Here is a 24,674-nt window from a genome sequence, read left to right on the forward strand (position 1 = left end):
GCCCCCGGCACCGGCAGGCGCGGACGAACCGACCGGCGCCTGTCCGGCGGCCCACCCGAAGACCCGCCGGTCATCCGGTGCGCCGCCCCGCTCCCGGCCTCCGCCCCGGCCCGATGGTCCGGACGCGCGTCCGGACCGCTCCGGGCAGGGACACCGCCGTGCCGTGACCGAGCTGGTCGACCGCGGCGAAAGCCGCGCCCCGCTAGGCGCTCCTGGCGCGTTCCACGTCTTCGAACTCCTCGGCGGGAGCCTCCACAGGACCCGCCGCCTCCTCGCCCGTACGGTCCGGGATGACCGCCGAGACGCGGAAGCCGCCCGCCTCCGTCGGGCCCGAGACGAAGCCTCCGCCCAGTGTGGAGACCCGCTCGCGCATACCGACCAGACCGTTGCCCCCACTGGGCAGCCCGGCGTCCGCCGCACCGCGCTCACCCGGGCCGTTCTCCACCAGTACGGCGATCTCGTCCGGGCGGTGGGCGACCCGCACCCGGGCGCTGGCGCCCGGGGCGTGCTTGTGGACGTTGGTGAGCGCTTCCTGCACCACCCGGTACGCGGTCCGCTCGACCCGTGCGGCGTAGCGCCGCTCCTCGCCCTCCACCGAGAGCTCCACCGTCATCCCGGCCGTGCGCGACTGCCCGACCAGCGCCTCCAGCTCCGCCAGACAGGGCCCGCCCAGGTCATCCGACTCCCGCTCGGCCGCCGATGCCTGTGCGGCGGCCGTCGCGGCCACCGCCACCGCGGCCAGCGGCACCCGGCGCTCCTCGGGGGCGGCCGGAGCGGCCGCCGCGGTGCCGGGCCGCTGGCCGTCCTCGGAGCGCAGCACCCCCAGCATCTGCCGCAGCTCGGTGAGGGCCTGCCGTCCCATGTCGCCGACCAGCGCGGCGTTCTTCGACGCCTTCTCCGGGTCCTTCAGCGCCACCGCCTGGAGGGCTGCCGCGTGCACCACCATCAGGCTCACGCGGTGCGCCACCACGTCGTGCATCTCGCGGGCGATCCGGGTGCGCTCCTCGTTGCGGGCCCACTCGGCCCGTTCCTCCGCGCGGTCCGCGAGCAGCGACAGCTCCCGTTCGAGTCCGTCGGCCCGCTCCCGCAGGCTCTCCACCAGCCGCCGCCGGGCCCTGACGTAGAGGCCGAGCAGCACCGGCGGGGCGGTCATCCCCAGCGCCATCACCACCGAGACCAGCGGCACGACCCAGAGCCCGGGCTCCCAGCCGTCCTTCTTGATGTCCTCCTGGAACCGGATCATGGTGATGATGAGCGTCCCCGAGCCCGCCATCCCGGCGAGCACGGCCGTGATCCGCCGCGGCACCTCGGAGGCGGCCAGGGTGTAGAGACCGACCACACCGAGGAGCAGCCCCATCTCGGCCGGGGTGACCGCGATCGATATCAGGACGACGGCGATCGCCCACCGGCGGCGCAGCACCAGCGTCGAGCCGACGACGACCCCGAGCACCACCCCGAGCAGGGTGGGAATGCGGGCGTCCTGCGCGAAACCGACGCCCTCCGCGGCGCACTCCACCGACGACGCGACGGCGAGCCCCACGTCGAGCAGCATGCTCCGCCGCCGCGACCACCACCACGGACCAGCGGGCGCGCCCCGCGCACTCGCTGCCTCGACTACCCCCGTAGCACTCATAGCGACCAGACTACGGCCGGACCGCAAGGCTTTTCCCAGGGACACGACGGGGTGCGGGTCACTCGAACGGCGCACGGCGCCGCGCTCCGGAAACGGGGCAACGACGCTGATCCATACCGTCGCACGGAGGGCTGGTGGTACGGCATAGTGGTGGGGGCCGGATCGACACCCTGACAGGATGTCCGATTTGATGGCTTTTCTATCCCCTGTGGTGTAATAGGCAACACTACCGGTTTTGGTCCGGTTGTTCCGGGTTCGAGTCCTGGCAGGGGAGCTCTTCTTCTCCGTCCGCACGGGTCCTGATCACCCCGATCGGGACCCGCACACGTTTCCGTCCGGAAACCTCTCGGTATCCTGCGGGTGTCCACCCCCGAAGCCGAAGGGCACACCCGTGAGCGCCAACCGCCCGGCAGCCGTCGTCGTCCTCGCAGCGGGTGAGGGCACCCGTATGAAGTCGGCGACCCCCAAGGTCCTCCACGCGATCTGCGGCCGATCCCTCGTCGGACATGTCGTCGCCGCCTCCCGCGAGCTCTCCCCCGAGCACCTGGTGGTCGTCGTCGGACACGCCCGCGAACAGGTCACCGCACATCTCGCCGAGATCGACGCCGAGGTGCGCACCGCCGTCCAGCACGAGCAGAACGGCACCGGCCACGCCGTCCGCATGGGGCTGGAGGAGCTGTCCGGCAGCGGGGTCGCCCTCGACGGCACCGTGATCGTCGTCTGCGGGGACACACCGCTGCTGACCGGCGCCACCCTGGAGCGGCTGGCCTCGGCGCACACCGCCGACGGGAACGCGGTGACGGTGCTCACCGCCGAGGTGCCGGACTCCACCGGCTACGGCCGGATCGTGCGGGACGCGGCCAGCGGCGCCGTCACCGCGATCGTCGAGCACAAGGACGCCACCGACGCCCAGCGCGCGATCCGCGAGATCAACTCCGGTGTCTTCGCCTTCGACGCCCAGCTGCTCACCGACGCGCTGGGCAAGGTCCGCACCGACAACAGCCAGGGCGAGGAGTACCTCACCGATGTGCTCGGCATCCTGCGCGAGGCCGGCCACCGGGTGGGCGCCGCCGTGGCCGGTGACCACCGCGAGATCCTCGGCATCAACAACCGCGTCCAGCTGGCCGAGGCCCGCCGGCTGCTCAACGAGCGGCTGCTGGAGCGCGCCATGCTCAGCGGGGTGACCGTGGTCGACCCGGGCACCACCTGGATCGACGCGACCGTGACCTTCGAGCCGGACGCGCTGGTCCATCCCGGCACCCAGCTGCTGGGCGCCACCCACCTCGCCGCGCACAGCGAGGTCGGCCCGAACTCCCGGCTCACCGACACCACCGTGGGCGAGGGCGCCGTCGTCTCGTTCACCGTCGCCGACCGCGCCGAGGTCGGCGCCGGCGCCGGAGTGGGGCCCTACGCGTATCTGCGCCCCGGCTCCCGGCTGGGCGCCAAGTCCAAGGCCGGCACCTACGTGGAGATGAAGAACGCCTCGCTCGGCGAGGGCAGCAAGGTGCCGCATCTGTCCTACGTGGGCGACGCCACGATCGGCGACCACACCAACATCGGTGCCGCGAGCGTCTTCGTGAACTACGACGGCGTCAGCAAGCACCACACCACCATCGGCAGCCACTGCCGCACCGGAGCCGACAACATGCTTGTGGCTCCCGTCACGATCGGGGACGGCGCGTACACCGCCGCCGGCTCGGTCATCACCAAGGATGTGCCCCCCGGCTCGCTGGCCGTCGCCCGCGGACAGCAGCGGAATATCGAGGGCTGGGTGGCCCGCAAGCGCCCCGGAAGCGCCGCGGCGCGGGCCGCGGAAAACGCTCATCAGGACAACCAGAGCGATCAGTGACCCATGCACGGGTATGCCGTGCGGGGCGTACCGTGTGAAGCGCACCAAAGTGACATCCAAGGAGACTTGCTGTGACCGGGATCAAGACGACCGGCGAGAAGAAGCTGATGCTCTTCTCCGGCCGCGCCCACCCCGAGCTGGCCGAGGAGGTCGCCCACGAGCTGGGCGTCAGCTTGGTCCCGACCAAGGCTTTCGACTTCGCCAATGGCGAGATCTACGTCCGTTTCCAGGAGTCCGCGCGGGGCGCCGACTGCTTCCTGATCCAGAGCCACACCGCTCCGATCAATAAGTGGATCATGGAGCAGCTCATCATGATCGACGCGCTGAAGCGGGCTTCCGCGCGGTCCATCACGGTGATCGTCCCCTTCTACGGCTATGCCCGCCAGGACAAGAAGCACCGCGGCCGCGAGCCCATCTCGGCCCGTCTGATCGCGGATCTGCTGAAGACCTCCGGCGCCGACCGCATCCTCACCGTCGATCTGCACACCGACCAGATCCAGGGCTTCTTCGACGGTCCGGTGGACCACCTCTTCGCCCTTCCGGTGCTCGCCGACTACGTGGGCGCCAAGGTGGACCGCACCAAGCTCACCGTGGTCTCCCCGGACGCCGGCCGGGTGCGCGTCGCCGACCGCTGGTGCGACCGGCTGGGCGCCCCGCTGGCGATCGTGCACAAGCGGCGCGACCCGGACGTGGCCAACCGGGTCACCGTGCACGAGGTCGTCGGTGATGTACAGGGCCGGGTCTGCGTCCTGGTCGACGACATGATCGACACCGGTGGCACCATCTGCGCCGCGGCCGACGCGCTGTTCGCCAACGGCGCCGAGGACGTGATCGTGACCGCCACCCACGGTGTGCTGTCCGGTCCGGCCGCCGACCGGCTGAAGAACTCGAAGGTCAGCGAGTTCATCTTCACCAACACGCTGCCCACCCCGAGCGAGGTCGAGCTCGACAAGGTCACCGTGCTGTCGATGGCGCCCACCATCGCCCGCGCGGTCCAGGAGGTCTTCGAGGACGGCTCGGTGACCAGCCTCTTCGAGGAGCAGGGCTGATGGGCTTAGCCGCTGAGCGCACCGGTTGAGGCCACCCCGCCACGGGGTGGCCTCAGCCATGTTCCGGCCCTTGGTAGACTCCCAGGGTTGCTCGGCGAGGGAGGCTGTGCTCGGCACAGCTGTCCGTTATCGACGCGCTCTTCGTAGCAGGTCTGTCGTGGGCCGGGTGACGCCCACATATCAGGACCCGATCTACGAGGAGTGCCCCATGGCCGAGGTCAAGATCTCCGCTCAGCCCCGTACCGAGTTCGGCAAGGGTGCGGCCCGCCGTACCCGCGTTGCCGGCCGCGTCCCCGGTGTCATCTACGGCCACGGCGCCGAGCCGGTGCACGTGACCCTCCCGGGCCACGACCTGCTGATGGCGCTGAAGACCGCGAACGTGCTGATCCGCCTGGACATCGAGGGCGGCAAGAGCGAGCTGGTCATCCCCAAGGCCGTGCAGCGCCACCCCATCAAGATCGGTGTCCTTGAGCACATCGACCTGCTGCTGGTGAAGAAGGGCGAGAAGGTCACCGTCGAGGTGCCGATCAACACCGAGGGCGAGCTCGCCCCCGGCGGCAACCTGCTCGAGCACGTGCTGAACGCCCTGCCGGTCGAGACCGAGGCCACCCACATCCCCGAGGGTGTCACCATCTCCATCGAGGGCCTGGACGCGGGTGCCACCATCCACGCCAAGGACATCAAGCTGCCCTCCGGCACCACCCTCGCCGTCGAGGACGACGCCCCGGTGCTGCACGTGGTCGCCGCCCAGGCCGAGGCTCCGGCCGAGGAGGCCGCCGAGGGCGAGGAAGAGGCCGAGGAGGCGTAAGCTCCGGCTCCCTTCTTCCCTTTCTCCGGCCGCCGTTCCGTCCCGCCGCCCCCGCTCACGGGTGTGGCGGGGCGGGGCGGCGGCCGTCCCTCCAGGAGAGACACAGGCATGACGACGGACGACACGAGCCCCTGGCTGGTGGTGGGTCTCGGCAACCCCGGGGGCGAGTACGCCGCCAACCGCCACAACGTCGGCTTCATGGTGGCCGATCTGCTGGCCGAACGGATGGGCGCCCGGTTCAAGGCGCACAAGTCGCGGGCCCAGGTCGTCGAGGGGCGGATCGGCCCGCCCGGCCCGGGAAGCCGCCGGGTCGTCATCGCCAAGCCGATGTCGTTCATGAACCTCTCGGGCGGACCGACCACCGCGCTGCGCGACTTCTACAAGGTGCCGGTGGGCCATGTCGTGGCGGTCCATGACGAATTGGACATCGACTACGGGGCGCTCCGGCTGAAGGTCGGCGGTGGTGACAATGGCCACAACGGACTGAAGTCGATCACCAAGTCGCTGGGGCCGGACTACGCCCGGGTGCGCTTCGGGATCGGCCGTCCGCCCGGCCGGATGGATGTCGCGGCGTTCGTCCTGAAGGACTTCTCCTCTGCTGAGCGGCGGGAGTTGGACTACTTCGTGGACCGCGCGGCCGATGCGGTGGAGACACTGATCGTGGACGGTCTGGAGCGCGCGCAGACCACGTACAACTCCTGACAAACGCCTGTTCGCCCGTTTCTTCACCCGAGGTTGACCCCGGGTCCCGTCATGGCCAGTATCCCGCCATGGCTTCCCCCGGTGTGACCACTGTGACCTCCAAGCGCAGCCGCACCCGGCGTGCGAGCGAGAGCGCGTACGGACTGCTGCTGCTCGCGAAGAACGCGGTGGTGGCGCTGATCGCGCTGTTCCTGCTGGCCGCCGGTGTGTGGTCGTCCTGGAGCGACGCCCGTCCGGCCATGCTCACCAAGGGACTTGACCGGGGTGTGGTCACGGTCCGCGCATGCGGTGACGACTGGTGCACCGGCTCCTTCACCCCGGCCCGCGAAGGCGGGGAGGACCCCGAACGGGTCCGGATCGACAAGGCCGTCACCGACGGGACCGGCGACCGGCTGGCGGTGGCGCTCAAACCGGGGACCGACGAGGGCGTCCGCACCGGCCCGGCCGGAGTGCTGCACGCCTGGGTGCCGTTGGGCGGCTCGCTGCTGCTGGCCGCGCTGCTGGTGGCGGGCGGTCTGCGGATGCGGCGGACGGCCTGGGTGACCGGGCTGCTGGGCGCGGCCCTGCTCGGCGCCTCGTTCGCCGCGCTCACCTTCTGACGCGCCTCCCGGCGCGGCCCTCCTGACGACGACACCGGGCGGTGGCCCTCTGGATGAGGGGGCCACCGCCCGGTGTCATGGGGTGCGTGACCGGGGTCAGCCGGTGTTGCGCAGACCCGCCGCGACCCCGTTGACGGTGAGCAGCAGGGCGCGGGCGAGCACCGGATCGGCCTCCTCGCCGTTCTCCCGGGCGGTGCGCTGCCGGTGCAGCAGCGAGACCTGGAGGTAGGAGATCGGGTCGAGATAGGCGTCCCGGACATGGAAGGTCTGCTTCAGCACCGGGTTGGAGTCCAGCAGCTCGGTCCCGCCGGTGATCCGCAGCACCTCGCGGACGGTCAGCTCGTGTTCGGCCACGATGGTGTCGAAGACGTGCCTCAGCTCATCGGGCACCAGGGTGTCGACGTAGTGGCGGGCGATCCGCAGATCCGTCTTGGCGAGCGTCATCTCCACGTTGGACAGGAAGTTGCGGAAGAAGTGCCAGTGCTGGTGCATCTCGTCCAGCACACCGTCGAGACCGGCCTCCCGGGCGGCCTTCAGACCGGAGCCCACTCCGAACCAGCCGGGCACGATCTGCCGGGACTGGGTCCAGCCGAACACCCACGGGATGGCCCGCAGCCCGTCCAGTCCGGCACCCGAGTCGGGACGGCGGGAGGGCCGGGAGCCCAGGTGGAGTTCGGCGAGCTGGTCGACCGGGGTGGAGGCGAAGAAGTAGGCGGGCAGATCGGGGTCCTCGACCAGCCTGCGGTACGCGGAGTGGGCGGCTTCGGAGACGGTCTCCATCGCCGAGTCCCAGCGGGTGAGCGCCTCGTCCGACTGGCGGGGCGCGGTGTGCAGGGCGGACGCCTGGAGGGTGGCCGCCACGGTCAGCTCCAGGTTCTCCCGGGCGAGCGCCGGGACGAGGTACTTGTCGGAGATGACCTCGCCCTGTTCGGTCACCTTGATCTCGCCCTCCAGGGTGCCCCAGGGCTGGGCGAGGATCGCGTCGTGGGTGGGGCCGCCACCGCGGCCGACGGTGCCGCCGCGGCCGTGGAAGAGCCGCAGCCGTACACCGTGCCGGTGGGCGACGTCGCGCAGCAGCCGCTGGGCGCGGTGGATCTCCCACTGGGAGGTGGTGATACCGCCGAACTTGGAGGAGTCGGAGTAGCCGAGCATGACCTCCTGGACATCGCCGCGGAGGGCGACGAGCCGCCGGTAGGAGGGGTCGGCCAGCATCTCGTCGAGCAGCTTGTCGGCGATCTTCAGCTCATCGGTGGTCTCCAGCAGCGGCACGATGCCGATCTTGGCCCAGCCCGCGTGCAGATCGATCAGCCCGGCCTCACGGGCGAGGACGGCCGCGGCGAACACGTCGTCGGAGCCCTGGCACATGGAGATGATGTAGGACTCGACGATCTCCGGGCCGAACCGCTCGAAGGAGTCCCGGATGGTGCGGAAGACACCGAGGGTCTTGGTCCCGGCGGCGTCCAGCGGGGCCGGGGACGGAGCGAGCGGACGGCGTGAGCGCAGCTCCTTGGCCAGCAGCTTGCGGCGGTAGTCGCGCGGCATGTCGGCGTAGCGCCAGGACTCCTCGCCGAGCCGGTCGAAGAGCTGGCCGAGCGCGTGGTGGTGGGCGTCGGCGTGTTCCCGGACGTCCATGGTGGCGAGCTGGAGGCCGAACGCGGCCAGGGTGCGCAGGGCGCGCTCCAGCCGGCCGTCGGCGATCAGCCGTCCGCGGTGGGCGCGCAGCGAGTCCTGGATGAGGTGCAGGTCGGCGAGGAGCTCAGCGGTGCCGAGGTAGTCGCGGCCGGGCTGGTGGGGGGTGTCCGAGGCGAGCCGCTCCCGGGTGTTGATCAGCTTCTGCCGCATACAGGTGGCCTTGAGCCGGTAGGGCTCCTCGGCGTTGAGCCGCTTGTAGCGGGGGCTGATCTCCGGGAGGAGTTCCAGGTCGCGCTGGAGGGAGTCGAGCAGTTCCTCGGACGCCTCGGAGTTGCGGATGGAGCTGGAGAGGGCCGCGCGCAGATCGTCGATGATCTCCAGCGCGTCGGTGATGCCGTGCTCGTGCTGGAGGATCAGCACCTCACGGGTGACCTCGGGGGTGACGTTGGGGTTGCCGTCGCGGTCGCCGCCGATCCAGGTGCCGAAGGTGAGCGGGCGGGTGGTGGCGGGCAGCTCCAGGCCGACCCGGTCGAGCTCGGCGGAGAGGTCCTCCAGGACGTCCCCGACGGCGTGGGCGTGTAGCTCGTCCAGGTAGTAGATGGCGTTACGGGCCTCGTCGGCGGGCTCGGGGCGGGCCACCCGCAGTTCATCGGTCTGCCAGAGCAGGTCGATGTTCTCGGCGAGGCGCAGATCGGTGCGGCGCTCCTCGCCCCCGGCGGCGAGTGCGTCGAGCAGCTCGGCGATCCGGCGGAGCTTGTTGAGGACGGTGCGGCGGGCGGCCTCGGTGGGGTGCGCGGTGAAGACCGGGCGCACATTGAGCCGCTCGACGGTCTGCCGGACGTGCTCGGGGTCGGCGTCCTTGAGCTGGTCGGCGGTGCGGGTGAGGATGCTGCCCTCGGCGTCCCGGCGGGCGCGCAGCTCACGGCCGCGGTGCACCTGCTCGGTGACATTCGCCAGATGGAAGTAGGTGGAGAACGCCCGCACCAGCTTGGCAGCGGTCGCGAGGTCGGTCGAGCCCAGCAGCTCCGCCGCGGCCTCGCCGTCACTGCGGGTGAGGGCGCGCACGCGCTCGACGAGGTCGAGGAGGTCGGGGCCCTCCTGGCGGACGAGTGTCTCGCCGAGCAGATCGCCCAGACGGCGGATATCGGCGCGCAGGGCGGCATTGGTGTGGTCGGCACTGCTCACAGGTGCGGGCTCCTTGCAGTGAACGGGGTTCGTCAAGCGGGGCGAAGCGCCTGCGCGGCGGGTACCGCGCGCCATGGCCCCCATGCTTTCGGCCAGGTGCGGACCGCGCTGTCCGACGCACCCAGGATAGGCGGCGCGTCCCTGAGAGGGACCAGAGCCCTCTTGCCCCGCTTCGAGGCCCTGCCATACTTACGTCGCCGTAGGTTACGGATCCGTAGCCCAGCCCCCGAGCCCCACGAGGGATCCCATGACTGCAAGCCCCGACGTGGTAGACGACGCGCCGAAGGCCCAGGAAAACCCCATTCCCTCCGCCACGCTCGGCGGGGACAGCAAGCGTTCCATCGAGCAGCTCACCCTGCTGCTGTTCATCACCGTCCCGTTCCTCGCCCTGCTCGCCGCCATCCCCCTGGCCTGGGGCTGGGGGGTGAGCTGGCTGGACCTGGGACTGATGGTGGCCATGTACTACATCGGCTGCCACGGCATCACCATCGGCTTCCACCGCTACTTCACCCATGGCTCCTTCAAGGCCAAGCGCCCGCTGCGGATCGCGCTGGCCATCGCCGGGTCACTGGCGGTGGAGGGCCCGCTGGTGCGCTGGGTGGCCGACCACCGCAAGCACCACAAGTTCTCCGACGCCGAAGGCGACCCTCACTCTCCGTGGCGGTACGGGGAGACCGTCCCGGCTCTGCTGAAGGGGTTGTGGTGGGCACATATCGCATGGATGTTCGACGAGGAGCAGACCTCGCAGCAGAAGTACGCACCGGACCTGGTCAAGGACAGCGCCCTGCGCGCGATCTCCCGGCAGTTCGCGCTGTGGACCGTGGTCTCGCTGATGCTGCCCGCGCTGATCGGCGGTCTGGTGACCTGGTCGTGGCAGGGCGCGGCGACCGCGTTCTTCTGGGGGTCGCTCGTCCGGGTGGCATTGCTGCACCACGTCACCTGGTCGATCAACTCGATCTGCCACGCGGTGGGCAAGCGCCCCTTCAAATCGCGTGACCGCTCCGGCAACGTCTGGTGGCTCGCCGTGCTCTCGTGCGGTGAGTCGTGGCACAACCTGCACCACGCGGACCCGACCTCGGCCCGGCACGGTGTGATGCGGGGACAGCTGGACTCCAGCGCCCGGATCATCCGCTGGTTCGAGAAGGCGGGCTGGGCCTATGACGTCCGGTGGCCGAACGAGGCCCGTATCGACGCCCGGCGTAAAGAGGAGTCCGTCGGAGCGGCATGATGGAGCCTGTGGCGACCGATAGTAATACCAGCGGCAACAGGGACCGGCCCGCCAGGGCCGCCCGGCACTCAGGTTCCGGGACCCGGCGTACCCGCCGGGTCCGGATGACGGGCAAGGAACGCCGGGAGCAGTTGCTGGACATCGGTCGCACGCTCTTCGCCGAGCGGGGCTTCGGGGGCACCTCGGTGGAGGAGATCGCGGCCAAGGCCGGGGTCTCCAAGCCGGTGGTCTACGAGCACTTCGGCGGCAAGGAGGGTCTCTACGCGGTCGTGGTGGACCGCGAGATGCGCCAGCTGCTGGACATGGTGACCGGAGCTCTGACCGCGGGCCACCCCCGCGAACTGCTGGAGCAGGCCGCGTTCGCACTCCTCGACTACATCGAGGCGTACACCGACGGCTTCCGGATCCTGGTCCGTGACTCGCCGGTGGCCCAGTCGACGGGCACCTTCGCCTCGCTGATCAGCGATATCGCCACCCAGGTGGAGGACATCCTCGGCCTGGAGTTCAAGGCGCGCGGATTCGACGCCAAGCTGGCCCCGCTCTACGCCCAGGCGCTGGTGGGCATGGTGGCGCTGACCGGCCAGTGGTGGCTGGATGTCCGCAAGCCCAAGAAGGCCGAGGTCGCGGCCCATCTGGTGAATCTGGCCTGGCACGGTCTGGACGGCCTGGAGCCCAAGCCGCGGCTGATCGGCCACCGCAAGAACTAGGCCCTGTCCCGGCCGTGTCGTCGGGATCTCCGCTGGTGCGCGGAGATCCCGACGGCACGGCGTCACCCCTTCGGCCAGACCCCCGTCCCGGCCGAAGGGGTCATCCGAGGGGCTCCAGGAACTCCAGCCGGTTGCCCACCGGGTCCTCGGAGGTGAAGCGACGGTGGCCGGGGAGGTCACCATCCCAGGTGACCGGGGCGCCCCGCTCGGTGAGCCGGGCCGCGAACTCCTCGATACCGGTGACCCGCAGCCCCGGATGGGCCTTGCGGGCGGGCCGGAAGTCCTGCTCGATGCCCAGGTGGAGCTGGACCGGACCGGTCTGGAACCACACCCCGCCGCGCGCGGCGAGCACGGGCGGCTTGGGGATCTCGGTCATACCGAGCACCTCGCCGTAGTAGGCGCGCAGCGCGGCTTCGCTGCCCGGCGGGGCCGCGAGCTGGACGTGGTCGAGGGCGGCGATCACTTCGTCCCCTTCCGGGCGACCACGAAGATGCGGCGGAACGGGAAGGGCGTGCCGTACGGCCGGGGCGGGTACGCCTCGCGCAGCAGCTCGCGGTACTCGGCGGTGAACCCCTCGGCCGCCTGCGGATCGTCCGCGAGGGCGGTCAGCACCGGGCGCAGCCCGGTCCCCTTGACCCAGTCGAGCACGGGATCGGGGCCGCTGAGGACCTGTACATAGGTGGTCTCCCAGACGTCGGCCTCGCAGCCGAGCGCGGCCAGCCGGTCCTGGTAGCCGACCGGGTCCAGTACCGCGCCGCGGTGCCGGAGCGTTTCACCGAGCCGGTCGCGCCAGCGGGGTGACGCGCACAGCTCGCGCAGCAGGCGGTGGCTGGGGGCGCCGAAGTTGCCGGGGATCTGGAAGGCGAGGGAGCCGCCGGGGCGCAGCGCGTCCAGCCAGGTGGGGAAGGCCTCGACATGGCCGGGCACCCATTGCAGGGCCGCGTTGGAGGCGATCAGGTCGTAGGTCTCATCGGGGGCCCAGCGCAGGATGTCGGCGGAGCGGAAGTCCAGATGGCCGCCGCCGGTGGTCGGGCCCGCCAGCGGCTTGGCGGACTCCAGCATCTCGGCCGAGTTGTCCAGACCGGTGACCCGGGCGTCGGGCCAGCGGTCGAAGAGCAGCGTGGTGACATTGCCGGGGCCGCAGCCGAGGTCGGCGATCCGGGGGCCGTGGCCGGCCTCGGCGGGCAGCCGGGGGACCCGGGCCAGCAGGTCGAGGAAGGGCCGGGTGCGGTAGCCGGAGTGACGCAGGTACTGCTGTGGATCCCAGTGCGGTGCGGTGGTCATGGTCGTCAAGCCCCCTGCGGGTACGGTCGGGACGTCGTGATCGCGTTTCCAGGCTCCCTCACGGTGCTCCACGATATCTCTTGATGTCAAGAGACTTCATGTCGACAGACCTATTACACTGATCGCCATGGAGGACGAGGTCGATCGGCTGGTCGCGGCGTGGCGGCGGGAGCGCCCCGATCTCGATGTGGAACCGCTCGAAGTGCTCAGCCGGGTCAGCCGGCTCGCCCGCCATCTGGACCGGGCGCGGCGGATCGCCTTCTCCGAGCACCAGCTGGAGCCCTGGGAGTTCGACGTCCTGACCTCACTGCGCCGGGCCGGGCCTCCGTACCAGCTCTCCCCCGGGCAGCTGCTCACCCAGACCCTGGTGACCTCCGGCACCATGACCAACCGGATCGACCGGCTCGCCAAGAAGGGCCTGGTGCAGCGGGAGCCCGACCCCAGCGACCGGCGCGGGGTGCTGGTCCGGCTGACCACCGAGGGACGGGACCGCGCGGACCAGGCACTGGCCGGACTGCTGGATCAGGAGCACGCGATCCTCGCCGAGCTCTCGCAGGCCCAGCGCGCGCAACTGGCGGCGCTGCTACGCCAGCTGACCGCCCCGTTCGACAATTTCCCCGGCTAGGTCGACCGGACCGACCCCGGCCCGCCGGGCCAGCGCCACGGCCGCCAGGGTGGAGTGCACCCCCAGCTTGCCCAGCACGTTCTGCATATGGGTGCGGACGGTGTGCGGGGAGAGGAACAGCCGCTCGGCCACCGCCTTGCGGCCGAGCCCGGCCACCATGCAGCGCAGCACCTCACGCTCCCTCGGGGTCAGCGACTCCACCAGCCGCTCGCTCTCGGTGCGGTGCTTGCGCGCGGCGGTCAACTCCCGCAGGACGCCGGTGAGCAGAGCGGGCGGCAGATGCGTCTCGTCCCGCAGCACCCCCCGGATCACCGCGAGCAGCCGGACCAGTGAGCAGTCCTTGGCGACCCAGCCGCAGGCTCCGGCCTGGAGGGCCGCGGCCGCCCGGCGCGGATCGTCCCGCTCGGCCAGCACCACGGTACGCACCCCCGGCTGGGCGGTGCGGACCCCGCCGACCAGTGATATCCCGTCCGCCACACGGCCGTTGACCGGGCGGGCGGGCACGGCGGACCCCGGCGGGCGGGCCCCACCGTAGGCCGCGTCCGGCTGGGTGGGCAGCGGTACCGGCGCGTTGTCACCGGCCGCGGTACCCAGATCGGCGTCGACCAACAGGACGTCGAACCGGCGCCCCTCGGCGGCGCCCCGCTCCAGACAGCGCAGCGCCGCCGGACCGCTCCCCGCCGCCGCCACGTCCACGTCCTGCTCCGCCGCGAGGGCGGCTGCCAGTGACTCGGCGAAAATGCGATGGTCGTCGACCACGAGAACCCGAATACGTGCCACGGACACCCCCCACGTCACCGGAACTTCCCGGACTGCTCCGAGCATCAGTGCGGGTACGGCGCCCGGCAAGAGGTCAGCACGATCCGCGCGGCCGCCGCCGCGCCGTCATCGCTACCCCGCCCCGGGCGTCGTACCTGACTGTCTCGCCCCCTGATGAAGCACCGGCCCCCACCGGTGCTGTACTCAGCGTAAGGCCGGGACCCACAATCCGGAGCCGTTTCGCGAAACTGTCCGTCCTCACCCGTTTACTGTGAGTTTTGTGTTCGGTCTTGGGGAGTATGTCGGCCCAGAACGGCGAAAACCGATCGCGGAGTGGCCGAGGGTCCGGGGCTAGAGCCGCCGTGCCCCCGCACTCGGCACCGCGGTGAAGATCCGCGGCGCCCGGTACCCCGCCCCGGCGAACGCCTCAGTGACCGCCTTGCCCACCGCGTCCGCGGCGGCCTCCTCGACCAGGACGATGGCCGAGCCGCCGAAGCCGCCACCGGTCATCCGCGCCCCCAGCGCGCCCGCGGCGTTCGCGGACTCCACGACCAGGTCCAGTTCCGGGCAGGAGATCTCGAAATCGTCGCGGCAGGAAGCGTGTCCGTCGGTCAGCACCGGTCCGATCGCCCGGACATCGCCCGCGTCGAGCCGTGCGACGACCTTCTCCACCCGGCGGTTCTCGGTCACCACATGCCGGACCCGCCGCAGCACGGTAGCGTCCTGGCCCGCCGTCGTGAGCCGCGCCAGCGCCGCGTCCAGCCCCTCGGGGGACACCTCGCGCAGCGCCCGCACCCCGAGCTCCCGCGCCGCGGCCTCGCACGCGGCCCGCCGCTCGGCGTAGGCGCCGTCGCCCAGCTCATGGGTGACCCGGGTGTCCACCACCAGCAGGCGCAGCCCCTCCGCCGCCAGGTCGAACGGCACCTGACGGCCGGCCAGGTCCCGGGCGTCGAGGAAGAGCGCGTGGCCCTCGGTACAGCAGGCGGACGCGGTCTGGTCCATGATCCCGCAGGGCACGCCCACGAACTCGTTCTCCGCGCGCTGGCACAGCCGGGCGATCTCCCCGGGCGTGAGGCCCAGTCGGTAGAGGTCGTTCAGCGCGGTCGCGGTGACCACCTCCAGCGCCGCGGAGGAGGAGAGCCCGGCACCGGTGGGCACGGTGGACGTGAAGTACAGGTCCGCGCCGGCCGGGCCCGCGGCGTCGTCCGGAAGCAGCCCGGCCGCCCTCATCGCCCAGACCACACCCGCCGGATAGGCCGCCCAGCCGCCCTGGTCGCCGCCCGCCCCGCCGGTCCCGGCCGGGGCCAGATCGGCGACGCGCAGGGCGACGGTGCCGCCCGGCGCCTCCCCGGAGTGCACCCGCAGCACACCGTCACGGCGCGGGGCCGCGGCCGCCAGACAGGTGTGCGGCAGGGCGAGCGGCATGACGAAACCGTCGTTGTAGTCGGTGTGCTCACCGATCAGATTGACCCGCCCGGGGGCCGCCCACACCCCGGCCGGATCGGTTCCGTGGACCTCGCGGAACCGGTCCGCCGCCCGCCGCGCCCGGTCGCCGTCGCTGTCGGTCACTCGCTCTCCCTCCGCCGTGCGAACTCCCATGCGTCCGCCACGATTCCGGCCAGGTCGGCACGGCTCGGGCGCCAGCCCAGCCGCTCCTTGGCGCGCTCGGCCGAGGCCACCAGCACGGCCGGGTCACCGCCGCGGCGGGGGGCCGCGGTCTCCGGGACGGGATGGCCGGTGACCCGGCGCACGGTCTCGATGACCTCACGGACGGAGAAGCCGTTCCCGTTGCCGAGGTTGCAGATCAGGTGTTCGCCGGAGACGGCCGCGTCCAGCGCCAGCAGATGCGCCTCGGCCAGGTCGGCGACATGGATGTAGTCACGCACGCACGTGCCGTCGGGGGTCGGATAGTCATCGCCGTAGACGGAGATCGTCTCGCGGCGGCCCTGGGCGACCTGGAGCACCAGCGGGATCAGATGGGACTCGGGCTCATGGCGCTCGCCGTACGCCCCGTACGCGCCCGCGACGTTGAAGTACCGCAGGGAGACGGCGGCCAGGCCGTGGGCCGCGCACTCGTCGCCGATCATGTGGTCGACGGCCAGCTTGGTGGCGCCGTAGGGGTTGGTGGGCGCGGTGGCGGCGTCCTCGGTGATCGGGACCTCGTCGGGTTCGCCGTAGGTGGCGGCGGTGGAGGAGAAGACCAGGGTGCGCACCCCCGCGTCGCGCATCGCGGCGAGCAGGTCGGTGGTGCCGCCGACGTTGTTGTCCCAGTACTTCTCCGGGCGCACCACGGACTCGCCGACCTGTGAGGAGGCGGCGAAGTGCAGCACCGCGTCGAAGGAGGGGTCGAGCCACTTGCCCGCGTCCTGGACGCGGCCCTCGATGAACTCCGCGCCCGCGGGGACGCCCGCGCGGTGCCCGGTGGACAGGTCGTCCAGGACGGTCACCTGGTGACCGGCCTCCAGCAGATGCGCCGCGACCACGCTGCCGACATAGCCCGCACCGCCGGTGACCAGGTACTTCTTCTGCTGCGCATTGCTCACTTGCTCGCTACCTCTCGCAGTCGCTCGGCCGCGGCCTCAGGCGGCACATCATTGATGAACACGTTCATGCCGGATTCGGAACCCGCGAGAAACTTCAGCTTGCCGGAAGTGCGGCGAATGGTGAAAAGCTCGAGGTGCAGAGCGAAATCCCGCCGGTTCACCACGGTGAACGGCGCCTGGTGCCAGGCGGCGATGTACGGCGTGGGCGACTCCCCCTCCCCGAAGATCCGGTCGAAGCGCTGCAAGAGTTCCAGATAGACCTGTGGGAATTCTTTGCGTGCGGCGTCCTCCAGCTCGGTGAGGTCCGCGACCCGCCGCTTCGGGTAGAGGTGGACCTCGTACGGCCAGTGGGCGGCGTAGGGGACGAAAGCGGTCCAGTGCTCTCCGTCGATCACCACCCGCTCTCCGCCGGCCAGCTCCCCGGCCACCACATCGTCGAACAGATTCCGACCGGTCCGCTCATGGTGGGCGGCGACCGAGTCCAGCATCCGGCGCGTCCGCGGGGTCACGAAGGGATAGCCGTAGATCTGGCCGTGCGGATGGCCGAGGGTGACGCCGATCTCCCGGCCGCGGTTCTCGAAGCAGAAGACCTGTTCGACGGCGGGGAGCCGGGACAGCTCCGCGGTGCGGTCCGCCCACACGTCGAGCACCAGACCGGCGCGCTCGAGGGACAGCTCGGCGAACGAGGCGTCGTGGTCCGAGGTGAAGCAGACCACCTCGCACCGGCCCGACTCCCCCGCGAGCGACGGAAAGCGGTTCTCGAAGACGGCGACGTCGTAGTCGGCCGCGGGGATCTCGGTGTGCCGCCCGTCCCGGGAGGGGCACAGCGGGCATTCGTCGGCGGGCGGGTGGTAGGTACGCCCCTGACGGTGTGAGGCGACGGCCACGTCATCACCGAGCAGCGGGTCGTGACGGATACCGGAGCGGGTGGTGATGGGGTCGAGCGGCCGCTGGTCGACGGCGTCGCGCACCGCGTCACCGTGCGCGTCGTAGTAGATGAGCTCGCGTCCGTCCGCGAGCCGCGTCGCCGTCTTCTTCACTCCGCCGGCTCCTTACTTGCCATCCTCACTCAACACAACTAAACATAATGAACCACAAGCGCACAGCGCCGTCAATGGACAGTGAAGGGACCGGACAAAGATGGAGAATTCGGATACCTTCACCGCACGTTTGTGGTGCATTCCGTTCACGCAATGAAGCGAGTCACCTATGCACTATCTGGCCGAAGGGCTACGGCTCCCCACCAACGCGCTCGACTACTCGATCCTGATCCTCTACTTCGCCGTGGTGCTCGGCGTCGGGTTCGCCGCCAGACGGAGCGTGCAGACCAGCCTCGACTTCTTCCTCTCCGGGCGGTCGCTGCCCGCGTGGGTCACCGGACTCGCCTTCGTCGCGGCCAACCTCGGCGCCCTGGAGATCCTGGGCATGGCGGCCAACGGCGCGCAGTACGGGGTGTACACCGTGCACTGGTACTGGGTGGGCGCGATCCCGGCCATGGTCTTCCTCGGCCTGGTGATGATGCCCTTCTACTACGGGTCGAAGGTGCGGTCCGTGCCCGAGTTCCTGCTGCACCGCTACGGGCCGTCCTCGCATCTGCTCAGCTCGGTGATCTTCTCCGTGGCGTCCGTGCTGATCGCGGGCGTCAACCTGTACGCGATGGCGATCGTGGTGGAGGCGCTGCTCGGCTGGCCGCAGTGGGTGGCCATCGTGGTCGCGGGCTTCTTCGTGCTGGCATACATCACCCTGGGCGGTCTGTCCTCGGCGATCTACAACGAGGTGCTCCAGTTCTTCGTCATCCTCGCCGCCCTGATCCCGCTGACCGTCGTCGGCCTCAAGCGGGTCGGCGGCTTCGGCGGGCTGAAGGACTCCCTCGAGAGCTCCCACGGCGCCGACTTCACCTCGGCGTGGGGCGGCACCGGTATCGGCTCCGGCAACCCGCTGGGCGCCAACTGGCTGACCATCGTGCTGGGCCTGGGCTTCTGTCTGAGCTTCGGCTACTGGACGACCAACTTCGCCGAGGTGCAGCGCGCCCTGTCGGCCAAGAACCTCTCGGCCGCCCAGCGCACCCCGCTGATCGCGGCCTTCCCCAAGATGTTCATCCCGCTGATCGTGGTGGTCCCCGGGCTGATCGCGCTGGTCCTCGAACCGGGTATCGGCACCGAGAAGAGCGGTACGCAGTACAACGACGCGATCCCGCTGCTCATGCGGGACCTGCTGCCCAACGGGGTGCTGGGACTGGCGGTGACGGGTCTGCTGGCCGCCTTCATGGCGGGCATGGCGGCCAATGTCTCCTCGTTCAACACGGTGTTCACCAACGACATCTGGGGCGCCTACATCCGCAAGGGCCGCCCGGATGAGTACTACCTGCTCACCGGGCGGGTGGTCACCGCCGTCGGGGTGGTGTGCGGTATGGGGACGGCGTTCATCGCCTCCTCGTTCAGCAACATCATGAACTACCTCCAGACCCTGTTCTCCTTCTTCAACGTGCCGCTGTTCTGCGTCTTCATCATCGGGATGTTCTGGAAGCGCGCCACCGCCGCGGCCGGGTTCTGGGGACTGCTCAGCGGCACCGTGGCCGCGATGATCAACTACTTCTGGTTCTACCAGGAGGGCGTGATCTCGATCCCCAGCGACCAGGGCGCCAACTTCGTCTCCGCGATCGTGGCGTTCGTCGTCGGCGGTGTGGTGATGGTGGGCGTCTCGCTGTTCACCCGGCCCAAGCCGGTGGAGTCGCTGGCCGGGCTGGTCTACGGCACCACCTCGCCCGGGATGGCCGAACCCCCGGCCGCGGGCGACGAGGCGTGGTACCGCAAGCCCGCCCTGCTGGGCTGGGGCGCGATCATCCTCGCCGCCCTGTGCTACGTCCCGTTCTCCCTGTGACCCCGGCCGGAAAGGAGATCGCGCCATGAGTGACGAGTACGAGTACCAGCACCAGGTCGAGGAACTCGCGGAGAAGTCGGCGACCGCGGCCCGGCTGTTCGACGTCCGGCGGCTCATCGGCGGACTGTTCGTGGTCTACGGGATCATCGTGACGATCGCCGGGATCACCGCCTCCGACGCGGACCTGAAGAAGGCCCAGAACATCAACATCAACCTGTGGACGGGGCTGGCGATGCTCATCGTCGGGGTGCTGTTCCTGGTCTGGATGTGGCTGCGGCCCGCGACCACCCCGGAGCCCGCCCCCGGACCGTCGTCGGGTCCGGCCCGGCCCGGGGACGAGACGGTCTGACGGACAGGGCCTAGGCGGGCGGCGACGCGCGGTGCGCCGCCGCCCGCTCCAGCAGTCCGGTGCGCGCCGCGAGCGCGGCGGCCTCCAGCCGCGACCCGACGCCCAGCTTCATCAGCACCCGCTGCACATGGGTGCGGGCGGTGCTGGGCGCGATCCCCATGCCGGCCGCGATCAGCCGGGTGTCCTCGCCCTCCGCGACCCGCACCAGCACCTCCACCTCGCGCGGGGTGAGCATCCGCAGCAGCCGGGCGCCCTCGTCGTCGGGCTGGGCCGCGGGGTTGAGCAGCTCCGCGAAGGCTCCCTGGAGCAACTGCGGTGCCACGGCGGCCTCTCCGGCCCGCGCCTTCATCATGGCGCGCTCCACGCCCTCGACCCGCTCGTCGTGGCGCACATAGCCGGACGCCCCGGCCGCGAACGCGGCCGCTATGCCGCGCGGACTCGGCACCGGGCCGAGCACCACCACCGCGATCTGCGGCCGTTCCTTCTTGATCCGCACGACCGGATCGAAGACCCCCGGCTCGGCCGGTGTCGCGGTGCCCAGCAGACACACCTCCGGTGCCCGGCTCACCACCAGATCGGCCGCCCCCGCGCTCGGCGCGGCCGCGGCGAGCACCCGGTGCCCGCGCAGCTTCAACGCCGAGGCGAGCGCCTCCGCGAGCAGACGGTGATCGTCGACCACCATGAGTCGCACGCCCATGAGCTCCCCCCATTTCGCCCACGGGGGAAGCTACACGCTTGTTCGACGTCGCGCGCCCCCTACCGGGAAGAAGCCCCCCGGAATGCCGAAATCCAGGCCATTCGCGCCTACTTGACATCCGATCGACGTCCGAAACCGACCGATGCGAGCGGTCCGGCCGATCGAAGACGACGGTTCATGAGCCGGAGCGCACAACGGCGGCCCCGCCCGTACCGGGGTACGGGCGGGGCCGCCGGAGGTGTGGGCGGGGCCGGGGTCAGCTCGCGCCGAAGATGACCGCCAGCGGGTCGTCCTTGTCGTACTGGCCCGACGGCTTGCTGGCGTAGCGGTCGGCCATGAAGAGCCGCTTGCCGTCGAAGAGGAGCTCCGAGAACTCGGCGCTGAAGTCCGACTCGGCCTCGGCGGTCGAGTTGTCGTTCTGGAGCAGCTTGCTCTTCTCGTACGACTTCGGGTCGATCCGCCACACGGCGCCGCCGCGGGAGTAACCGCCGTCCTGGTAGGCGATCACATAGCCGTCCTTGTCGGTGCCGAGCGGCGTCAGGGTGGCGGCGGTGACGCCCTCGGTCTTCCCGATCGGCTTGCCCGTCTTCAGGCTGAAGGCGACGATCTCGTTACGGGGACCTTCGGAGCTGAAACTGCGGTCCTCCGTCGCCATGAAGAGGCTGTTCGTCGCCTTGCTGATGCCGATCCGCTTGCAGCCCTCGACGTTGGTCGACTCGCACTTGGGTTCGTACTTGCCGTTCTCGGTGCTGGTCTTGCTCACGACCTTGCCGGTCTTGCCGCTGTCGTCGATCGTCAGGAAGTCGGAGACGCTGCTGCCGGTGTCGCCGCCCGCGTCCAGCCCGATCACCAGCGGGTCGGTGGAGGCGATGTGCACGTAGTCCAGGCCCCGGGAGACCTTGTAGCTCGACTTCACCGCGCCCGACTTCGGGTTCAGCGTCTGGACCGTGATCTGCTCGTTGCCGTAGTCACCGCACTTGCGCACCGCGACCAGCTTGTCCCCGCCGCCCGCGTAGCCGTTGTCGCGGCACTCGTCGTCCTCCTTGGGCTTCCACAGCTGCTTGCCGTCGAGGGACCAGGCGGCACCACCCCTGCTGCCGCCCGCGGCCACGGTGCCGCCGCCGATGGTCACCTCGTCGAAGCGCATCTTGGAGTAGTCGCCGTCGAGCTGCTTGTGCCAGCGCAGCTTGCCCTGCTTGAGGTCGACCAGTCCGACCTGGGTGCAGTCGCCGCCGTACTTCCGCTCCTTGGAGGGCTTGGCGTCCTTGTAGACCACCGAGGTCAGTCCGTCCTCGGTGACATGGGCGGAGGCCCAGCAGATCTCACCGGAGAGCGGTATCTCCCACTTCGGGCTGCCGCCGTCCAGCGGATAACCGGCGATCTTGTAGACGCCGACCTTCGCGTAGACATCGTCGGTCACCCAGCTGCCGTAGACCGTGACCTGGTCCTTGACCTTGGGCATCGGGATCTTGTCGAGCAGCTTGCCCGAGGCCGTCTCCGGGGCGGGCTTCTTCTCGAAGCCGCCGGAGGAGCCGCCGTCATTGCCGCTCGAACTGCCCTGGCTGCTCTTCTTGTCGTCGTCCTTGGCCTCGCTGCCGCCCTTGTCCTTGGTGGCGAACCAGATGCCGCCGCCGATGACCAGCGCGACCGCGACCACGGCCGCCACGATGATCATCATGCGCTGCTTGGACTGGGGGGAACCGCCGCCACCGGGGCCCGGCGCCGCGGCGCCGGGGTACTGGTACTGCCCCTGGGGCGGGTAGCCGTACTGCTGCTGACCGGACGGGAACGGCGAGGGCATGCCCACCTGGGTCGGCTGGGCGTGCACCGACTGCCCCGGGTAGCCGTAGCCACCGGCGCCCTGCGGGGGCGTCTGCGGCGCGGCCGGCGGGGTCACCGGCGGAGGCGGAGGCGGACCCTGCGGCGGCTGGCCCGGCCCCTGCTGGGGCGGGGCGGGCGGCTGCTGCGGATAGCCGTAACCAGGATCCTGCGGCGCGCCAAAGCCGCCCTGCGGCGGCTGGTTCGGCGGCGGAGGCGGCTGTGACATGCGGATTCCTTCTTGCGCGGGGACCCATCGTCCGATCGGCCTCCCCCGCGATCCTGGAGGTCGAAGTCCCCCAGGAAGGAGCGAATCGGACATGAGATCCGCCAGTGAACGGCAGGCAGGCGGGAGTTCTTTGTATCACCCGGCGCCGACACGCTCCGGTCCGGTCTCCGCCTCATCGAACAGCTGAGACCGGCCTGTGACGCGACTGTTGCCGGCAAGCGTCACACGGCGGGCGCCGTGTCAGGTAACGGACGGCCCGCCGGATCAGCTGTCGTCGGCCAGCTCCAGCCAGCGGGTCTCCAGGTCCTCGCGCTCCCTGGCCAGCTCCCGCAACTGGGCGTCGAGTTCCGCCACCTTGGTGAAGTCCGTGGCGTTCTGGGCGATCTGGTCGTGGAGGGCGGACTCCTGCTCGCTGACCCGGTCCAGCCGCCGCTCGATCCGCTGGAGCTCCTTCTTGGCGGCGCGCTGCTCGGCGGCGGACGGACGGCCGTCCGCGGGCTGTTCGGCGGCCTTCTGCCGGGCGGGAGCGGCCGCGGCCGCCTCGGCCTGGACGCGCTGCCGCCGCTCCAGGTACTCGTCCACACCGCGCGGCAGCATCCGCAGGGCGGCGTCGCCGAGCAGTGCCAGCACCCGGTCGGTGGTGCGCTCGATGAAGTACCGGTCGTGGCTGATGACCACCAGCGAACCGGGCCAGCCGTCGAGCAGGTCCTCCAGCTGGGTCAGGGTCTCGATGTCCAGGTCGTTGGTGGGCTCGTCGAGGAAGAGCACATTGGGCTCGTCCATCAGCAGCCGCAGGATCTGGAGGCGGCGGCGCTCACCGCCGGACAGATCGCCGACCGGGGTCCACTGCTTCTCCTTGGTGAACCCGAACTTCTCGCACAGCTGGGAGGCGGTCATCTCCCGGCCCTTGCCGAGGTCCACCCGCTGCCGGATCTGCTCGACGGCCTCCAGGACCCGCCAGTCCGGGTCCAGTTCCGCCACTTCCTGGGACAGATAGGCCAGTTTGACGGTCTTGCCGACGCTGATCCGGCCCGCCTCGGGCTGGGACTCGCCCTCGGTACGCGCCGCCTCGGCCAGGGCGCGCAGCAGCGAGGTCTTGCCCGCGCCGTTCACGCCCACCAGACCGATCCGGTCGCCCGGCCCCAACTGCCAGGTGAGATGGCGCAGCAGCGTCTTGGGCCCGGCGGTGACGGTCACGTCCTCCAGCTCGAAAACGGTCTTGCCGAGACGGGAGTTGGCGAACTTCATCAGCTCGGCGCTGTCGCGCGGCGGCGGCACGTCGGCGATCAGCGCGTTGGCCGCCTCGATCCGGAAGCGCGGTTTGCTGGTGCGGGCCGGGGCGCCGCGGCGCAGCCAGGCCAGCTCCTTGCGCATCAGGTTCTGCCGCTTGGCCTCCTCGGTCGCGGCGATGCGCTCCCGCTCGGCGCGGGCGAAGACGTAGTCGCTGTAGCCGCCCTCGTACTCGTGGACCACACCGCGCTGGACGTCCCACATCCGGGTGCAGACCTGGTCGAGGAACCAGCGGTCGTGGGTGACGACCACCAACGCCGAGCGGCGCGCCCGCAGATGGGCGGCCAGCCAGGAGATGCCCTCGACGTCGAGGTGGTTGGTGGGCTCGTCCAGGACGATCAGGTCCTGTTCGGCGATGAGGAGTTTGGCCAGCGCGATCCTGCGGCGCTCACCGCCGGAGAGCGGAGCGATGACGGTGTCGAGCCCCTGCGGGAAGGCGGGCAGGTCCAGCCCGCCGAAGAGCCCGGTGAGCACGTCCCGGATCCGGGCGTCGCCCGCCCACTCGTGATCGGCGAGATCGCCGATCACCTCGTGGCGGACGGTGGCCGCGGGGTCGAGCGAGTCGTGCTGGGTGAGCACCCCCAGCCGCAGGCCCCCGGAGTGGGTGACCCGGCCGGTGTCGGCGGACTCCAGCTTGGCGAGGATCCGGATGAGAGTGGTCTTGCCGTCGCCGTTGCGGCCGACGACGCCGATCCGGTCGCCCTCGTTGACTCCGAGGGAGATGCCGTCGAGCAGTGCACGGGTGCCGTACACCTTGCCGACGGCTTCGACGTTGACCAGGTTGGTGGCCATCACACTCCTGTTGCGC

The 24,674-nt window shown here is 70.7% G+C and carries 21 protein-coding genes and 1 tRNA gene; 11 read left to right on the top strand and 11 right to left on the bottom strand.

The window, feature by feature from the left end; translation table 11 throughout:
* Nucleotides 1-202 precede the first annotated feature (202 nt).
* On the bottom strand, nucleotides 203-1,633 hold the full coding sequence (locus AC07FT_RS03915; RefSeq protein ID WP_479173738.1) for a sensor histidine kinase: 1,431 nt from the start codon (nucleotides 1,631-1,633) through the stop codon (nucleotides 203-205).
* A gap of 202 nt (nucleotides 1,634-1,835) precedes the next feature.
* Here AC07FT_RS03915 and AC07FT_RS03920 point away from each other — a divergent pair.
* The 6 genes from AC07FT_RS03920 (at nucleotide 1,836) to AC07FT_RS03945 (ending at nucleotide 6,640) form a co-directional block, all read left to right on the top strand.
* Nucleotides 1,836-1,907: transfer RNA gene (locus AC07FT_RS03920), tRNA-Gln, on the top strand.
* A gap of 117 nt (nucleotides 1,908-2,024) precedes the next feature.
* Entirely contained in the window at nucleotides 2,025-3,482 is a 1,458-nt protein-coding gene (glmU, locus tag AC07FT_RS03925; RefSeq protein ID WP_479173740.1) for a bifunctional UDP-N-acetylglucosamine diphosphorylase/glucosamine-1-phosphate N-acetyltransferase GlmU, read from the top strand.
* A gap of 71 nt (nucleotides 3,483-3,553) precedes the next feature.
* Nucleotides 3,554-4,531, top strand: coding sequence for a ribose-phosphate diphosphokinase (locus AC07FT_RS03930; RefSeq protein ID WP_479173742.1), 978 nt, complete (start codon nucleotides 3,554-3,556; stop codon nucleotides 4,529-4,531).
* 208 nt (nucleotides 4,532-4,739) lie between these two features.
* Nucleotides 4,740-5,339, top strand: coding sequence for a 50S ribosomal protein L25/general stress protein Ctc (locus AC07FT_RS03935; RefSeq protein ID WP_479173964.1), 600 nt, complete (start codon nucleotides 4,740-4,742; stop codon nucleotides 5,337-5,339).
* Between the two features lie 108 nt (nucleotides 5,340-5,447).
* Nucleotides 5,448-6,041 carry an aminoacyl-tRNA hydrolase gene (pth, locus tag AC07FT_RS03940; protein WP_471194359.1) on the top strand — a complete coding sequence of 198 codons (594 nt, stop codon included), beginning with the start codon at nucleotides 5,448-5,450 and terminating at the stop codon, nucleotides 6,039-6,041.
* A gap of 68 nt (nucleotides 6,042-6,109) precedes the next feature.
* Nucleotides 6,110-6,640, top strand: a complete 531-nt coding sequence (locus AC07FT_RS03945; RefSeq protein WP_479173744.1) for a hypothetical protein — start codon at nucleotides 6,110-6,112, stop codon at nucleotides 6,638-6,640.
* Nucleotides 6,641-6,736: 96 nt separating this feature from the next.
* On the opposite strand, the gene ppc is transcribed toward AC07FT_RS03945, so the two are convergent.
* Nucleotides 6,737-9,457 carry a phosphoenolpyruvate carboxylase gene (ppc, locus tag AC07FT_RS03950; protein WP_479173745.1) on the bottom strand — a complete coding sequence of 907 codons (2,721 nt, stop codon included), beginning with the start codon at nucleotides 9,455-9,457 and terminating at the stop codon, nucleotides 6,737-6,739.
* Nucleotides 9,458-9,704: 247 nt separating this feature from the next.
* On the opposite strand from ppc, the gene AC07FT_RS03955 reads away from it, so the two are divergent.
* Together AC07FT_RS03955 and AC07FT_RS03960 are read left to right on the top strand one after the other, a co-directional pair.
* Nucleotides 9,705-10,685: an acyl-CoA desaturase gene (locus AC07FT_RS03955; RefSeq protein ID WP_479173747.1), complete on the top strand. Its 981-nt coding sequence runs from the start codon at nucleotides 9,705-9,707 to the stop codon at nucleotides 10,683-10,685.
* A complete protein-coding gene (locus AC07FT_RS03960; protein ID WP_479173966.1) occupies nucleotides 10,685-11,392 on the top strand; it encodes a TetR/AcrR family transcriptional regulator in 708 nt (235 codons plus the stop codon). Before AC07FT_RS03955 ends, AC07FT_RS03960 begins: the two co-directional genes overlap by 1 nt.
* A gap of 100 nt (nucleotides 11,393-11,492) precedes the next feature.
* Here the strand turns inward: AC07FT_RS03960 and AC07FT_RS03965 are convergent, their stop codons facing one another.
* Together AC07FT_RS03965 and AC07FT_RS03970 are read right to left on the bottom strand one after the other, a co-directional pair.
* Nucleotides 11,493-11,855, bottom strand: coding sequence for a VOC family protein (locus AC07FT_RS03965; RefSeq protein WP_432039324.1), 363 nt, complete (start codon nucleotides 11,853-11,855; stop codon nucleotides 11,493-11,495).
* On the bottom strand, nucleotides 11,852-12,676 hold the full coding sequence (locus tag AC07FT_RS03970; protein WP_479173749.1) for a trans-aconitate 2-methyltransferase: 825 nt from the start codon (nucleotides 12,674-12,676) through the stop codon (nucleotides 11,852-11,854). Before AC07FT_RS03970 ends, AC07FT_RS03965 begins: the two co-directional genes overlap by 4 nt.
* Before the next feature lie 127 nt (nucleotides 12,677-12,803).
* Here AC07FT_RS03970 and AC07FT_RS03975 point away from each other — a divergent pair, with 127 nt between their 5' ends.
* The gene (locus AC07FT_RS03975) at nucleotides 12,804-13,301 is read left to right on the top strand and encodes a MarR family winged helix-turn-helix transcriptional regulator (RefSeq protein ID WP_254743434.1); all 498 of its coding nucleotides are present in this window, start codon (nucleotides 12,804-12,806) and stop codon (nucleotides 13,299-13,301) included.
* Here AC07FT_RS03975 and AC07FT_RS03980 read toward each other — a convergent pair.
* The 4 genes from AC07FT_RS03980 to galT form a co-directional block, all read right to left on the bottom strand.
* Nucleotides 13,260-14,081, bottom strand: coding sequence for a LuxR C-terminal-related transcriptional regulator (locus AC07FT_RS03980; protein ID WP_479173751.1), 822 nt, complete (start codon nucleotides 14,079-14,081; stop codon nucleotides 13,260-13,262). The two genes, AC07FT_RS03975 and AC07FT_RS03980, sit on opposite strands and share 42 nt — an antisense overlap.
* Nucleotides 14,082-14,411: 330 nt before the next feature.
* Nucleotides 14,412-15,659: a galactokinase gene (gene galK, locus AC07FT_RS03985; RefSeq protein ID WP_479173753.1), complete on the bottom strand. Its 1,248-nt coding sequence runs from the start codon at nucleotides 15,657-15,659 to the stop codon at nucleotides 14,412-14,414.
* Nucleotides 15,626-16,603 (bottom strand): UDP-glucose 4-epimerase GalE, encoded by a 978-nt coding sequence (gene galE, locus AC07FT_RS03990; RefSeq protein WP_479173755.1) that lies wholly within the window; start codon nucleotides 16,601-16,603, stop codon nucleotides 15,626-15,628. The genes galK and galE overlap by 34 nt, the downstream gene beginning before the upstream one ends.
* Entirely contained in the window at nucleotides 16,600-17,643 is a 1,044-nt protein-coding gene (gene galT, locus AC07FT_RS03995; RefSeq protein WP_479173757.1) for a galactose-1-phosphate uridylyltransferase, read from the bottom strand. The genes galE and galT overlap by 4 nt, the downstream gene beginning before the upstream one ends.
* A gap of 169 nt (nucleotides 17,644-17,812) precedes the next feature.
* Here galT and AC07FT_RS04000 point away from each other — a divergent pair, with 169 nt between their 5' ends.
* On the top strand, nucleotides 17,813-19,483 hold the full coding sequence (locus AC07FT_RS04000; RefSeq protein WP_471194388.1) for a sodium:solute symporter family protein: 1,671 nt from the start codon (nucleotides 17,813-17,815) through the stop codon (nucleotides 19,481-19,483).
* Between the two features lie 25 nt (nucleotides 19,484-19,508).
* Nucleotides 19,509-19,832, top strand: a complete 324-nt coding sequence (locus AC07FT_RS04005) for a hypothetical protein (protein ID WP_479173759.1) — start codon at nucleotides 19,509-19,511, stop codon at nucleotides 19,830-19,832.
* Nucleotides 19,833-19,842: 10 nt separating this feature from the next.
* On the opposite strand, the gene AC07FT_RS04010 is transcribed toward AC07FT_RS04005, so the two are convergent.
* From AC07FT_RS04010 to AC07FT_RS04020, 3 genes are all read right to left on the bottom strand, one after another.
* Nucleotides 19,843-20,529: a response regulator transcription factor gene (locus AC07FT_RS04010; protein WP_479173760.1), complete on the bottom strand. Its 687-nt coding sequence runs from the start codon at nucleotides 20,527-20,529 to the stop codon at nucleotides 19,843-19,845.
* Between the two features lie 256 nt (nucleotides 20,530-20,785).
* On the bottom strand, nucleotides 20,786-22,576 hold the full coding sequence (locus AC07FT_RS04015; RefSeq protein ID WP_479173762.1) for a hypothetical protein: 1,791 nt from the start codon (nucleotides 22,574-22,576) through the stop codon (nucleotides 20,786-20,788).
* A 264-nt stretch (nucleotides 22,577-22,840) separates the two neighbouring features.
* On the bottom strand, nucleotides 22,841-24,658 hold the full coding sequence (locus AC07FT_RS04020) for an ABC-F family ATP-binding cassette domain-containing protein (RefSeq protein ID WP_479173764.1): 1,818 nt from the start codon (nucleotides 24,656-24,658) through the stop codon (nucleotides 22,841-22,843).
* Nucleotides 24,659-24,674: the final 16 nt, after the last annotated feature.

The organism is Streptomyces sp. NPDC045899, from assembly GCF_056431485.1.